Annotated in this window: 10 protein-coding genes; 8 read left to right on the top strand and 2 right to left on the bottom strand. The window is 42.5% G+C overall.

The features are described 5' to 3' along the window. Position 1 precedes the first annotated feature (1 nt). From STRDD04_RS04730 to STRDD04_RS04705, 6 genes are all read left to right on the top strand, one after another. Positions 2 to 1144 carry a glucose-1-phosphate adenylyltransferase gene (locus tag STRDD04_RS04730; protein ID WP_062199793.1) on the top strand — a complete coding sequence of 381 codons (1143 nt, stop codon included), beginning with the start codon at positions 2 to 4 and terminating at the stop codon, positions 1142 to 1144. Then, entirely contained in the window at positions 1134 to 2273 is a 1140-nt protein-coding gene (gene glgD / locus STRDD04_RS04725) for a glucose-1-phosphate adenylyltransferase subunit GlgD (RefSeq protein ID WP_062199790.1), read from the top strand. The genes STRDD04_RS04730 and glgD overlap by 11 nt, the downstream gene beginning before the upstream one ends. Next, positions 2270 to 3700, top strand: a complete 1431-nt coding sequence (glgA, locus tag STRDD04_RS04720) for a glycogen synthase GlgA (RefSeq protein WP_062199788.1) — start codon at positions 2270 to 2272, stop codon at positions 3698 to 3700. Before glgD ends, glgA begins: the two co-directional genes overlap by 4 nt. Positions 3701 to 3852: 152 nt before the next feature. Further along, the gene (locus STRDD04_RS04715; protein WP_062199786.1) at positions 3853 to 6249 is read left to right on the top strand and encodes a glycogen/starch/alpha-glucan phosphorylase; all 2397 of its coding nucleotides are present in this window, start codon (positions 3853 to 3855) and stop codon (positions 6247 to 6249) included. A gap of 173 nt (positions 6250 to 6422) precedes the next feature. Continuing rightward, positions 6423 to 7592: an AI-2E family transporter gene (locus STRDD04_RS04710; RefSeq protein WP_062199784.1), complete on the top strand. Its 1170-nt coding sequence runs from the start codon at positions 6423 to 6425 to the stop codon at positions 7590 to 7592. Further along, entirely contained in the window at positions 7585 to 8814 is a 1230-nt protein-coding gene (locus STRDD04_RS04705; protein ID WP_062199782.1) for a tetratricopeptide repeat protein, read from the top strand. Before STRDD04_RS04710 ends, STRDD04_RS04705 begins: the two co-directional genes overlap by 8 nt. Positions 8815 to 8866: 52 nt before the next feature. Here STRDD04_RS04705 and STRDD04_RS04700 read toward each other — a convergent pair whose 3' ends face one another. Then, positions 8867 to 9679: a hypothetical protein gene (locus STRDD04_RS04700; protein ID WP_062199780.1), complete on the bottom strand. Its 813-nt coding sequence runs from the start codon at positions 9677 to 9679 to the stop codon at positions 8867 to 8869. A gap of 16 nt (positions 9680 to 9695) precedes the next feature. Continuing rightward, entirely contained in the window at positions 9696 to 10403 is a 708-nt protein-coding gene (locus tag STRDD04_RS04695) for an ABC transporter ATP-binding protein (protein WP_062199778.1), read from the bottom strand. A 179-nt stretch (positions 10404 to 10582) separates the two neighbouring features. On the opposite strand from STRDD04_RS04695, the gene STRDD04_RS04690 reads away from it, so the two are divergent. Next, positions 10583 to 13693, top strand: a complete 3111-nt coding sequence (locus STRDD04_RS04690; protein WP_062199776.1) for a DNA polymerase III subunit alpha — start codon at positions 10583 to 10585, stop codon at positions 13691 to 13693. An 84-nt stretch (positions 13694 to 13777) separates the two neighbouring features. Then, a partial coding sequence (gene pfkA, locus STRDD04_RS04685; protein WP_062199774.1) for a 6-phosphofructokinase occupies positions 13778 to 14696 on the top strand: 919 nt, incomplete at its 3' end.

The following is a 14696-nucleotide window of genomic DNA, read 5'->3' as shown; positions in this document are numbered from 1 at the left end:
TATGAAGAATGAAATGCTAGCTTTGATTCTTGCTGGAGGGCAAGGAACTCGTCTTGGAAAACTCACACAGAGTATTGCAAAACCAGCAGTACAGTTCGGCGGACGTTATCGTATTATTGATTTCGCGCTCTCTAACTGTGCCAACTCTGGTATTCATAATGTAGGCGTGATTACGCAGTACCAACCACTCGCCCTGAACAGTCATATTGGGAATGGTTCAAGCTGGGGACTTGATGGTATCAACACAGGCGTGTCCATTCTTCAACCTTATTCAGCAAGTGAAGGAAATCGTTGGTTCGAAGGTACCAGTCACGCTATTTTCCAAAATATCGACTATATCGACAGTATCAATCCAGAATATGTATTAATCCTTTCTGGAGACCATATTTACAAGATGGACTATGATGACATGCTTCAATCTCACAAGGATAACAGTGCTAGCTTGACGGTTGCTGTCTTGGATGTTCCTCTCAAAGAAGCGAGTCGTTTTGGTATCATGAATACCGATGCTAATAATCGAATTGTTGAATTTGAAGAAAAACCGGCTGAACCTAAGTCTACCAAAGCTTCTATGGGGATTTATATTTTCGATTGGAAACGTCTGCGCAATATGCTAGTTGCTGCTGAAAAGAGCAATGTTGATATGTCTGACTTTGGTAAAAATGTTATTCCTAACTATCTTGAGTCAGGCGAAAGCGTCTACGCTTATGAATTCAAAGGCTACTGGAAAGACGTGGGTACGATTGAATCACTTTGGGAAGCTAATATGGAATACATTGATCCGCACAATGCTTTAGACAGCCGTGATCGTCAATGGAAAATTTACTCACGCAACTTGATTTCACCGCCAAACTTCTTTGGAGAAAATGCTCATGTTGAAGATTCCTTGGTTGTTGATGGATGTCTTGTTGATGGAACAGTGAAACATTCGATCCTTTCTACGGAAGCTCAAGTTCGTAAGGATGCCGTAGTTGAAGATTCCGTTATCATGAGTGGAGCAATCATTGGACAAGGTGCTAAGATTAAACGTGCTATCATTGGTGAAGGAGCAGTTATTTCTGATGGCGTAGAAATTGATGGAACGGATGAAGTCCAAGTTGTCGGATACAATGAAAAAGTGGGGGTACCAACAGATGAAGATTGATAAATATTCAGCGATTTTAGGAAATACAGTAGGTTTCCATGATATGTCAACTTTGACAGAACAGCGTCCAGTTGCAACTTTGCCATTCGGCGGAAAATATCGTTTGATTGACTTCCCGTTGTCAAGTCTTGCAAATGCCGGTATCCGCAGTGTTTTTGGTATCTTCCAGCAAGAAAACATCAGTTCAGTCTTTGACCACATTCGTTCTGGTCGTGAGTGGGGTCTTTCTACTCTTTTGAGTCACTACTACCTTGGGATTTACAATACTCGTGTAGAAAGTAGCACAGTTGGGAAAGAATATTATGAGCAATTATTGACTTACCTAAAACGCTCAGGCTCTAATCAGACTGTAGCACTCAACTGTGATGTTTTGACGAATATTGATTTAAACCAAGTGTTCCATCTTCATAATACAACTGACCAGCCAATTACAGTTGTTTATAAAAAATTGCCAAAAGAAGAAGTGTCCGAGGTAAACTCAGTGTTTGAAATTGATGATACCGATCATGTGAGAAGTCATCAATTATTTGATGCTCGAGCAGAGGGTGAAATGTTCAATATGTCAACAGACATCTTTGTAGCAGACACCCCATGGCTGATTGAAAAATTAGAAGAAGAAGCTAAGAAAGAATATCCTCAAAAATTACGTTATGTTCTTCGTGACTTGGCAGCGCAAGAAGGAGCCTTTGCTTATGAATATACTGGCTATCTAATAAATATTCACTCTGTAGAAGCTTACTACAGGGCTAATATGGACATGCTAGACTCACAAAAATTCTATTCACTCTTCTCACCAAATCAAAAGATTTACACCAAAGTGAAGAATGAAGAGCCAACATACTATTCTCCAGCTTCCAAGGTTTCTCGCTCACAGTTTGCATCAGGTAGCATTATTGAGGGCGAAGTGGTCAATTCAGTTATTTCACGTAATATAAAGATTAGTGAAGGAAGCCGAGTAAAAAGCAGCGTTCTCTTCCCACGTGTTACAGTTGGCAAAAATGCGGTTGTTGAATACGCTGTTGTTGACAAGAATGTGGACATTGCTGAGGGAGTAGTTGTTCGCGGAACAGCAGAACACCCAGTTGTGATTAAGAAGGGCCAAAAAGTTACAGAGGATATTATTCAATGAAAATTTTATTTGTAGCAGCAGAAGGTGCACCTTTTTCTAAAACAGGTGGTTTGGGAGACGTCATTGGCGCTCTCCCTAAATCACTTGTGAAAGATGGTCATCAAGTAAGTGTTATCTTGCCTTATTATGACTTGACAGATGCGAAATTCCGTGATCAGGTAGAAGATCTATTCTCATTCGAAGTAAGTGTTGGCTGGCGTCGTCAGTTTGTAGGAGTAAAACGTATCGTTTTAAACGATGTAAATTTCTACTTTATTGATAATCAGCATTATTTCTTCCGTGGGCATGTTTATGGTGACTTTGATGATGGTGAGCGCTTTGCCTATTTCCAATTGGCTGCAGTGGAGCTGATGGAAAGAATTGATTTCATTCCAGATGTCCTGCATGCTCACGATTACCATACAGCCATGATTCCTTTCTTGGTTAAAGAAAAATACCGTTGGATTCAGGCATATAATAACATCAAGACCGTTTTAACAATTCACAACTTAGAATTCCAAGGCCAGTTTTCTGATGGTATGCTTTGGGAACTCTTTGGTGTCGGTTATGAACGTTATGCAGACGGAACCCTTCGCTGGAATGATTGCCTTAACTGGATGAAAGCAGGTATTTTGTATGCTGATCGTGTGACAACCGTTTCCCCAAGCTATGCCAATGAAATTCGTACAGCTGAGTTTGGCTGTGGTCTAGATCAGGTTCTTCGAATGGAATCTGGCAAGCTGGTTGGTATTGTCAATGGAATTGATACAGATATCTACAATCCAGAAACAGATAAATTACTAGCTCATCATTTTAGTAAAGATGATTTGTCTGGAAAATTAGAGAATAAGCGGGCTCTTCAAGAAAGAGTAGGGCTGCCAGTTCGGGATGACGTTCCGTTAGTTGGAATAGTCTCTCGTTTGACACGTCAAAAAGGTTTTGATTTGGTAGTGGAAGAATTGCACAATCTGTTACAGGAAGATGTGCAAATTGTCCTTCTTGGAACAGGAGATCCTGCATTTGAACAATCCTTTGCTTGGTTTGGACACGCTTATCCTGAAAAGATATCTGCTAATATTCTTTTTGATGTTACTTTGGCTCAAGAAATTTACGCAGCGAGCGATATTTTCCTGATGCCAAGCCGCTTTGAACCGTGTGGTTTGTCCCAAATGATGGCTATGCGCTATGGAACCCTCCCTCTTGTGCATGAAGTAGGAGGTTTGCGTGACACTGTTGAGCCATACAATGTGTATACTGGACAAGGTACAGGTTTCAGCTTTAATAATTTTTCTGGCTATTGGTTGACATGGACTTTCAAGGAAGCCTTGAATATATATGCCCATGACAAAGAAACATGGCATTCGCTTCAAATGCAGGCGATGGAAAGAGATTTCTCATGGGACACTGCAAGTAAGGCCTATAGCGATTTGTATCAATCACTTTACTAACATTCACTTTAGAATCAGAATAGGGAAAACCTCTCTTATTGATGTAATAAGGGAGGTTTTCCGTAAAGACATCCTTTTGTATGTTATTATAGAATATGAGATGATTCTTAAAACTGATTCCCTCGTTAAAGAAAGGAAGATATCCCTCAAAAATGGAACTTACTAAAGAACAGTTTATCCGCAACTTTAAGGATACCCTCCATGAAAGGCAGTTAATTAAAGTAGCGGATGCTACTCCAGCAGAGCTTTTTCAAGCCCTTGCTAGTACCATTCGTAAATACATTACGCCACTTTGGCTGGAACGTCGCAATAAACTCGTGGAACACCAGCAAAAAACAGCTTATTACTTTTCAATTGAGTTTCTGCCAGGTCGTATGCTGGAAACTAACCTGCTCAATTTAGGTATTCTTGATACGGTCAAGGAAAGCTTTGCTGATTTGGGCGTTGACTTTGAGGATGTAAAAAATGCTGAGCACGATATGGCTTTGGGAAATGGGGGCCTTGGCCGCTTGGCAGCAGCCTTCATGGATTCGCTAGCTACAACTGGCTATCCAGGATTTGGCAATGGACTTCGTTATCGCTACGGTCTTTTCAAGCAGAGAATCGTGAATGGCTATCAGGTCGAGATTCCAGATGATTGGTTTGGCAGTCTGGGCAATGTCTGGGAAACTCGTAAGGATCACGGTATTGTAGATGTTAAAATCTTTGGTAATGTTTACCTCCGTGCCAATGAAGAAGGCCGCATTGTGCCGGTTTATGAACATGCTCAAACTCTGCGTGCTGTCCCTTATGATGTGCCGCAAATTGGCTTTGGCAATGACAATATCAACAATCTCCGTCTTTGGGATGTTGAAATTCCAGAAGAATATGAATTGGACTATCCAACCATTGAAGCTCGTCGACGGGTGCAGGATATCACTGCTATTCTTTATCCAGACGACTCTAGTTACAAAGGAAAAGAACTGCGGCTGATTCAGGAATACTTTATGACCAGTGCGGGTCTGCAGACCATTATCAAATCCTATCTCAAGCAAGGTCGACCGCTCAAGGATATTCATGAGAAGGTTTCCGTCCATATCAACGATACTCACCCAGCAGTCGCGCCGGCTGAGTTTATGCGTCTTTTGCTGGATGACTATGGTCTCGAGTGGGCAGATGCTTGGAATGCTACGGTGAAGACCATGAGTTACACCAACCATACCATTCTGTCTGAAGCCTTGGAAAAATGGGATGCAGAGCTCTTCAAGAATGTCTTGCCACGGGTTTATCAGATTATCCTAGAAATCGACAACCGCTATGTAGCTGAAATGGCTGGACGTGGACTTGATCCGCAAGTCATCGAAAATACTCGTATCGTCAAAGACAATCAAATCCACATGGCCCACTTGGCTATCATTGGTGGTCATTCGATTAATGGGGTTGCCAAACTCCATACCGAATTGCTCAAAGAGGACACATTGCGTGATTTCTACAGCATCTATCCAGAGAAGTTCAATAACAAGACCAATGGGATTATCCAGCGCCGCTGGCTGCAGATTGCGGATGAGCCCCTGTCAGCTGAGATTGATAAGTTGATTGGTAAGGAGTGGAGAAGAGATATTCACGAGCTGCGCAAGCTTTTGAAATTCAAGGACGATAAACAAGTGCTAGACGATTTCTATCGGGTTAAGCAAGAAGCCAAGGCTCGTTTGGCTGACTTCATCAAGGAATCAACAGGAGTGGAAGTCTCTACAGAAGCTATCTTTGATGTACAGGTCAAACGCCTCCACGCCTACAAGCGTCAGCTGCTCAACTTGCTTCATATCATCAAGCTTTACTGGGACCTCAAGGACAATCCTGATAAGGATATGGTGCCGCGCGTCTTTATCTTTGGTGCCAAGGCTGCTCCAGGTTATCACTTTGCCAAGTCTGTTATCAAGCTGATCAATGAAGTGGCCAATCTGGTCAACAAGGATGAAAGCCTGCAAGGCAAACTTAAGGTTGTTTTCCTAGAAAACTACCGGGTCAGCCTGGCTGAGCTCATCATTCCAGCAGCAGATGTATCTGAGCAGATTTCACTTGCTTCCAAGGAAGCTTCTGGTACTTCTAACATGAAGTTCATGATGACAGGGGCTATTACTCTGGCTACACTGGACGGAGCCAATATCGAAATCAAGGATGAAGTCGGTGATGACAACATTGTCATCTTCGGGATGGACAAGGACCAAGTTTACGAGCACTATACCCGCCACGATTACTACTCACGCGGTGTCTATGAGAGCAATCCAGACATTCGCCGGGTGGTCGATACCTTTGTCAATGGCACCATTCCAAATGTTCGTGAAGAAGGCTCTGAAATCTACGAAGCCCTCATCACCCACAATGATGAATACTTCCTCTTGGAAGACTTCCATGCCTATGTAGAAGCTCAAGAGAAGATTGATGCGCTCTATCGTGACAAAGAAAAATGGGCCCGCATGAGCCTGATTAACATCGCGACATCTGACAAGTTCACTTCAGACGACACCATTGAGCAATATGCCAAGGAAATCTGGAACTTAGAGAAATAATAACAGTTGAGGACTGGGAATTCCCAGTCCTTGTTTTGGCTCCTTGTTAACTATAGTACATTTGCTAATGATAAGGGAACTGATTTCTTTTAAAATTGATTTGGGAAAGGGTTAATAAAAGAATATTTTTTGGAAAAATGTTACAATGAGATGATAAATCAAAGGAGTCGTATATGGAACATAAAGAAAAAGATTTTAGTTTATCCTGGTTTTTCAGATGGTTCTTAGATAATAAGGCTATTACCGTATTTTTGGTTACTTTACTCATCGGTTTGAACATTTTTATTCTGAGTAAAATTAGTTTCATTTTTACCCCAGTAATTGAATTTATTGGCGTGATTATGTTGCCGGTAATTTTGGCTGGTCTGCTTTATTATCTGCTTAATCCTATCGTTGATTTTATGGAAAAGTATAAAATCAATCGTTTAGTGGCCATTACAATCGTCTTTGTATTGATTGGTTTATTAATTGTATGGGGCTTAGCTGTTGCTATTCCAAATTTGCAGCATCAAGCGGTTAGTTTTTCCAAAAATGTTCCCACTTATCTCAAGCAAGCCAATAAAATGATTGATGATGTTTTGACCAACTATATTTCGGATGATTTGAAGCCACAGATTGAGGAGTTTACGAATAATCTATCTACTCAAATAGCTACGTGGGCCAGTAATTTTTCATCTAGAGCAGTCAATTGGGCTAGCAACTTGATTAGTACGGCTTCGCAAATCATTGTGGCCATTATCATTATGCCTTTTATCCTTTTCTACCTTCTACGTGATGGGAAAAATCTCAAAGGCTATGTGGTTCAGTTCTTACCTACTAAATTCCGCGAATCATTTGGTCAGGTCATGACGGATGTCAATGCTCAGCTGGCTAATTATGTTCGTGGTCAGGTGACAGTAGCCATGATTGTGTCTTTTATGTTTATGATTCTTTTCAAAATCATCGGCCTACGTTATGGTGTGACTCTGGCTGTTGTTGCAGGAGTTTTGAACTTAGTACCTTATTTGGGAAGCTTTCTTGCCATGTTGCCGGCCTTAGTTCTAGGTTTGATTGCTGGACCGCTCATGCTTTTGAAGGTGATTGTTGTCTTTATTGTCGAACAGACGCTTGAAGGCCGTTTTGTTTCCCCGCTGATTTTGGGTAGCCAACTAAGTATTCATCCGATTACTATTTTATTTGTTTTGCTGACATCGGGTTCCATGTTTGGCATCTGGGGTGTTCTGTTGGGGATTCCTGCCTATGCCTCCGCCAAGGTTGCCATTACAGCGCTCTTTAAGTGGTACAAGAAGGTTAGCGGTTTGTATGAAGAAAGTGTTCAAGAACTAGGAGAAGACAGTGAGTAATAGCGAACAGATGCTAACAGCCCTGCAAAATCAAGATTTGGCACAAGCTGAGAAGTATTTTGAAGAGGCTCTGGTTCAAGATTCCAATCAAGAACTATTAGAGTTAGCCGATTACTTGGAAAGTATCGGCTTTTTCCCTCAGGCTAAGCGAATTTATGAGAAACTGGCTCCGTTTTATCCGGAATCCTATATCAGTCTGGCAACAATTGCTGGTGACGATGGAGATTTGGAGGAGGCATTTGCCTATTTGGAGGAGATTGACCCGACTAGTGAATGGTATGTGGCGGCTCTCTTGGCCAAGGCTGATCTCTATCAGCTAGAAGGATTGCCAGATGTGGCTCGGGAGAAATTGCTGGAAGCTGCCCAACTGTCGGATGAACCTTTGGTGACATTTGGTTTGGCAGAAATTGAGTTTGAATTGGAAAATTTTGCCCAAGCCATCAAGGAATATGCTCGGCTAGATAATCGCTCTATCTACGATCAGACAGGCGTATCCACCTATCAGCGAATCGGGCTTTGTTATGCCAGTCTGGGGAAAATCGAAGCAGCTATTGAATTTTTGGAAAAGGCTGTCGAGCTGGAATATGATGAAGAGACTGTCTATGAGTTGGCGGCTATCTTGTATGGTCAAGAGGAGTACCAAAAAGCCAATCTTTACTTCAAGCAGCTGGATACAATTTCACCAGATTTTGAAGGCTATGAGTATGCTTACGCGCAGTCTCTCCATGCAGAGCATAAGACTGAGGAAGCCTTGGCAATGACTGAGCAAGGCTTGACCAAAAATCCTTTCGAGACTCGCCTCTTGCTCCTTGCTTCGCAGCTATCTTATGAGCTGCATGATGTCGAACAGGCTGAGAACTACCTGCTAGCAGCTCAGGACAATGCTGATGATTTGGAGGAAATTGCTCTGCGCCTGACCAATCTCTATCTGGAGCAGGAACGTTACGAAGAAGTTTTAGCTTTTGAGAATCAGGATGTAGACAATGTCTTGACCCGCTGGAATCTGGCGCGTGCTTACCAGGCATTGGAAAACGTGGAGAAAGCTGGGGAGCTTTATCAGGAACTGGCAGCTGACTTGCAGGGAAATCCTGAATTTCTAGAAGAATTTGTTTATCTATTACGCGAGTTGGGTCGTGTGAAAGAAGCCAAAGTAGAGGCTGGTAAATATCTGAGTTTGGTTCCAGACGATACTGCTATGGCAGATTTGTACGAAAGTTTGTAGAATTTTCACTTCATAAAAAAGACGCAGAAATGATGCGTCTTTTTGAATAGCTTTATTGAAGGTTTAATTTATGTTTGCAAATGAAGTAAACAGTAAAATAGAAACCGATAATTTTGATGATTTCATAGATATAAGCAAAGGAGAATATAAACGATTTCAAAACTGACCTGCCTAAAAAAGTGTAGTATAATTCGTTGAACCAACCGAAGAAACCACCATTTGGAATGAAGAGACTGATGCTTCCCAAGATAATCCATAAAAGAAAAGCAAAAAGGATAGACATCAGAATGCGGTTATTTTTAAACAGATGGCCGATAGACATTGCCAAGTAAAGAAAGAGGATCCCGGAGACAAGTTGTAGAAATTGGCGAACGAGGTATAGAAGGATATAAGCGACATCCATATTTTTAAAGAAATCAAAAAGGTCAGCAATATTTGTACGGCTGATAGTAAAAGCTGTGAGCAAGAGGAAGAAGAAAGAAAGTCCTAGGATGATGGTACAAAGCAGGGACCAAGTGATGGCAGTCAGTAGCTTAGCCAAAAGCACCTGATGAGTAGTCACTGGCAGTGTCCAGGTTAAGTATCCTTCGCGTCCAAAGATATTTTTATAAAAGCGAACAATCGTGATGATTATATTGGATAAATAAACACCAGAACCGGCAGAGACAAGAAGGAGCATCAAGAAGCCATAGAGAGCCCAGTAAACGGAGGTGCTTGAATCGTAGTTTGACTGAAGTTGGCTGGGGGTTGTAGTACTAGCTGTTGTAATTCCCATGAGAATCGATAGAGCAGCCAAGACAGCAAATAAGATTAAATACCATTTATAGGTGGCTTTAAATTCATATTTTAAAAGTTTTCCAAACATATCACTTTCTCTCTTTCTAATAAAGACGGAACTGGTAACGGAAGATTTCATCAATAGATTGCTGGTATCTTTGACGTAGATTTGCAGCATTTTCATGGATTAGAATGGATCCTTGGTTGATAAAAATAACTTCGTCCAAGATTGGCTCTATATCAGCAATTAAATGGGTGGAGATAATGACAGATGAGTGAGGAGAACGGTTTTGGATAATGGTTCTCAAAATGTAATCTCGTGCGGCAGGATCGACCCCACCGATAGGCTCGTCCAAAATATAAAGGTCAGCCTGACGACTCATGACTAAAATCAGCTGAACTTTTTCTTTATTTCCTTTGGAAAGATTTTTAAAAGAATCCTTCACATTGATATTGAGGTCATTTAAGAGTTGATAGGCTTTTGAAAGGTTGAAATCTTCGTAAAAATCTTGAAAGAATGTCAAAGCTTCTTCGACTTTTAGATTATCGTTTAAATAGCTTGTATCGGGAAGATAAGAGACGAATTTTTTAGATTCTGGCGAGGGAGTATTTCCTTTTAGATAAATAGTCCCAAATGTCGGCTGCAGTAAGCCGTTGATTAATTTGATGAGGGTGGTTTTTCCGCTCCCATTTGGTCCTAAGAGACCGACAATTTTGCCAGGCTGAATAGCTAGATTGACATTTGATAGAGCTGCAGATTCTCCATAATTTTTCTGTACATGATCAAGATAAAGTAGTGGATAGGGATTCATAGGTATTTCCTTTGTAGTGTTTTTATATTTATTATAGCTTTTCGTTTTTAAATATGCAAAGGATAATGGAAGTGACGGGCTTGGTCATAGGGATATCTGTCTTTGTATTTAAATTCCTTCTTTGGAAATTTTCCTGTATAATAGAATTAGAAATATAGCACGGGCATAAGGAGATAAATGTGGTCGTACAACTAGATACCAAGACTGTTTACACTTTTATGGACAGTCTGATTTCTATCAAAAAATATGTGAATCGTGCCAAGGAGTTGGGCTATAAAAGTCTGGGCGTGATGGATATAGATAACCTTTACGGCGCTTATCATTTTCTAGAGGAGGCGAAAGCAGCAGGCATTCAGCCTCTGCTAGGTCTGGAAATGGAAATTTTCAAAGATGGCGACCTTCTCAATCTGCGACTCTTAGCTCTGGATAGTCAGGGCTACCGCAACCTGATGAAAGTCTCTACTCTCAAGATGATGGGGCGTAAGAACTGGGAAGATTTCCAGCATCTCTTTAAAGGACTGGCTCTGATTGTGCCAGCTTTTGAAGGAGTGGATCGACTGGATCTTGGTTTGGATTTTTTTGTCGGAGTTTTTCCAGATACACCACGGCAGGATTTTGGTCGGTCTACCCTCCCTCTTCATACTGTCCGTTATTTTGAGCAGGGGGATTTGGAAACCCTGCAGATGCTGCGGGCGATTCGGGATAATATCAGCTTGAGAGAGGTTGGTCATTTACCCAGTCATGAATCCTTATTGACTCCAGATACTTTGGCGGAAGCTTTCGCTGAGAATTTCCCAGAGAGTCTGGCTAATCTGGATCAGCTGACGGCCTCAGTTCACTATGAAATTAATACCGATCTGAAACTTCCGCGCTTCAATCCTGAGCGGCCTGCAGTAGAGGAACTTCAGGAATTGGCCAAGGAAGGACTGTGTAAGCGAGGACGGACAGGAGCAGCCTACCAAGAAAGGCTGGCTCAGGAGTTGGCGGTTATCCACCAGATGGGCTTTGACGATTATTTTCTTATTGTCTGGGATTTGTTGCGCTTTGGCCGGAGTCAAGGTTATTATATGGGTATGGGTCGGGGATCGGCAGTCGGTAGTCTGGTAGCCTATGCTTTAGATATTACGGGCATTGACCCAGTAGAAAAGAACTTGCTCTTTGAACGCTTCCTAAATCTAGAGCGTTACACTATGCCTGATATTGATATCGATATTCCCGACGTTTACCGACCGGAGTTTATCCGCTATGTTCGCGACCGCTATGGCAGCATGCATGCTGCTCAGATTGTGACTTACTCCACTTTTGGTGCCAAACAGGCGATTCGGGATGTTTTTAAGCGCTATGGCCTGCCTGAGTACGAGCTGACGAATATTACTAGGAAGATCCGCTTTCAGGATAATCTGACCTCGGCTTATGAGAAGAACATAGCCTTTCGCCAGATTATCAACAGTAAACTGGAGTATCAGAAGGCTTTTGAAATTGCGAAGAAAATCGAAGGAAATCCACGTCAGACCTCTGTCCATGCAGCTGGGGTCGTCATGAGTGACGATGATTTGACCAACCAAATCCCTCTAAAATACGGGGAGGATATGTATATCACCCAATACGATGCCCATGGTGTGGAGAGCAACGGCTTGCTCAAGATGGACTTTCTGGGCTTGCGCAATTTGACCTTTGTCCAGCGAATGAAGGAAGCAACCCTGAAAAAATATGAAGTAGACATCGAGATTGCAGAAATTGACTTAGAAGATGAAAAAACTCTGCGACTTTTTGCAGCAGGTGATACTAAGGGGATTTTCCAGTTTGAGCAGCCAGGTGCTATCAGCCTGCTCAAGCGAGTCCAGCCCGTTCGCTTTGAAGAAGTAGTGGCCACTACTTCCCTCAACCGACCTGGCGCCAGCGACTACATTGATAACTTCGTCAAGCGCAAGCATGGTCGGGAGCAGGTGGAGCTGGTTGACCCTAGTCTAGAGGATATCTTGGCGCCAACCTACGGCATCATGCTCTATCAGGAGCAGGTCATGCAAGTGGCCCAGCGTTTTGGTGGCTTTAGTCTGGGCAAGGCCGATATTTTACGACGAGCTATGGGTAAGAAGAATGTAGCTGAAATGCACAAAATGGAAAAAGAATTTGTGATTGGAGCTGTAGAATTGGGACATTCGGAGGCCAAGGCCAAGGAAGTTTTTGCGATCATGGAAAAATTTGCCGGCTATGGCTTCAACCGCAGCCATGCCTATGCCTATTCAGCCCTAGCCTTTCAATTAGCTTATTTCAAGGCTCATTATCCAGACATTTTCTTTGATGTCATGCTCAATTACTCCAGCTCAGACTATATATCAGATGCCTTGGGCTTTGGCTTTGAGCTAGCTCCGCTGACTATTAATAATATTCCTTACAGAGATAAGTTTCAGGAGCGAAACATTTATCTAGGTCTGAAAAATATCAAGGGCTTGCCACGGGATTTTGCCTACTGGATTTTAGAAGAACGCCAGACGAAGCCATTCAGCAGTGTGGAAGATTTCATCTTGCGTCTTCCGCAGAATTATCACAAGCTGTCGCTTTTAACCCCCTTGGTTCAACTAGGCCTCTTTGATTCTTTTGAACCTAATCGGCAGAAAGTTCTGGCTAATTTGCCCAATCTTTTTGTCTTTGCCGATGAGCTGGGCAGTCTTTTTGCGGATACTAGCTATTCATGGACAGAAGTTCAGGATTTCAGTGCTGCGGAGAAGTTTGAGCAGGAACAGGCTCTGATTGGGATTGGTCTTAGTGATCATCCGCTCATTAGCCTAGCCAAGAAAGCTAGCCAGCCCTTTGTTTGGATTGAAGAATTGACTGAGAATAGCCGGGCGACTATTCTGGTGGAGGTTCAGTCCATCAAGGTCATTCGCACCAAAAATGGTGAAAATATGGCTTTTATCCAAGTGACGGATACCAAGAAGAAGTTGGATGTGACCCTCTTTCCAGAAACTTACCGCCATTTTTCTAAGCTGATCAAGGAAAAGGGGTATTACTATCTAACTGGTAAAATTCAGGAAAGAGATGGGCGTCTGCAGATGATTTTAGCAGAGGCAGCAGAAGCTAGCGCGGAACGTTTTTGGATTCAACTGGCTGATCGCAGTCAAGACCGACAAATTGCAGAAATCTTGCAGCGCTATCCAGGTAATATCCCAGTGGTGTTGCGTTATGAGCATGAAAAGAAAACCGTCCCTGCATCAGGATTTCATGTTCAAAAATCAGATCAGCTTCAAGAGGAACTGGAAAATTTTAGTATGAAAACAGTTTTTCGCTAAAAAATATGGAAAATCAGAGAATTTTTAGCTCGATTGTGGTATAATCAATCAGAACGTTAAAAAGATAAGGAGCAAGAAAACGAAATGAAACGTATTGCTGTTTTAACTAGTGGTGGTGATGCCCCTGGTATGAATGCTGCCATCCGTGCAGTTGTTCGTAAGGCAATTGCCGAAGGGATGGAAGTTTACGGAATTTATGATGGATACGCGGGAATGGTTGCAGGAGAAATCTACCCGCTTGATGCCACTTCGGTTGGAGACATTATTTCTCGTGGTGGTACCTTCCTTCACTCAGCTCGTTACCCAGAATTTGCCCAACTCGAAGGACAATTAAAAGGAATTGAGCAACTTAAAAAACATGGTATCGAAGGTGTTGTCGTTATCGGTGGTGACGGTTCATATCATGGTGCGATGCGCTTAACTGAGCATGGATTCCCAGCTGTTGGTGTGCCGGGGACCATTGACAATGACATCGTCGGAACAGACTTCACTATCGGTTTTGATACAGCGGTTACCACAGCCATGGAAGCGATCGATAAGATTCGGGATACCTCTTCCAGTCACCGTCGGACCTTTGTAATTGAAGTAATGGGCCGTAATGCAGGTGATATTGCACTTTGGGCTGGTATTGCCTCTGGTGCAGATGAAATTATCATTCCTGAAGAAAATTTCAAAATGGAAGAAGTCGTTGAGAGTATCAAGCAGGGCTATGCCAAAGGTAAGAAGCACAATATCATCGTCTTGGCTGAAGGCGTGATGTCAGCAGACGAGTTTGCTAAGAAGCTGAAGGAAGCCAGTGATATGGATAATCTGCGTGTGACAGAGCTTGGCCATATCCAGCGTGGTGGTTCACCAACTGCTCGCGACCGTGTTCTCGCTTCACGTTTGGGGGCTCATGCCGTTTCTCTTCTTAAGAAAGGAATCGGTGGGGTTGCTGTTGGTATTCGTAACGAGCAAATGGTTGAAACACCAATTCTCGGTACAGAAGAAGAAGGCGCTCTGT

Origin of the sequence: Streptococcus sp. DD04, from assembly GCF_001578725.1 — a bacterium.
GTDB classification, from domain to species: Bacteria; Bacillota; Bacilli; order Lactobacillales; family Streptococcaceae; genus Streptococcus; species Streptococcus sinensis.
The sequence above is the reverse complement of the archived record's forward strand: the minus strand, read 5'-3'. Positions and strand labels throughout refer to the sequence as shown.

Bases quoted from the DNA above. Each gene is read 5' to 3' on its own strand.
- STRDD04_RS04730 (WP_062199793.1), top strand. From the start codon at position 2: ATGAAGAATGAAATGCTAGCTTTGATTCTTGCTGGAGGGCAAGGAACT.
- glgD (WP_062199790.1), top strand. From the start codon at position 1,134: ATGAAGATTGATAAATATTCAGCGATTTTAGGAAATACAGTAGGTTTC.
- glgA (WP_062199788.1), top strand. From the start codon at position 2,270: ATGAAAATTTTATTTGTAGCAGCAGAAGGTGCACCTTTTTCTAAAACA.
- STRDD04_RS04715 (WP_062199786.1), top strand. From the start codon at position 3,853: ATGGAACTTACTAAAGAACAGTTTATCCGCAACTTTAAGGATACCCTC.
- STRDD04_RS04710 (WP_062199784.1), top strand. From the start codon at position 6,423: ATGGAACATAAAGAAAAAGATTTTAGTTTATCCTGGTTTTTCAGATGG.
- STRDD04_RS04700 (WP_062199780.1), bottom strand. From the start codon at position 9,679: ATGTTTGGAAAACTTTTAAAATATGAATTTAAAGCCACCTATAAATGG.
- STRDD04_RS04695 (WP_062199778.1), bottom strand. From the start codon at position 10,403: ATGAATCCCTATCCACTACTTTATCTTGATCATGTACAGAAAAATTAT.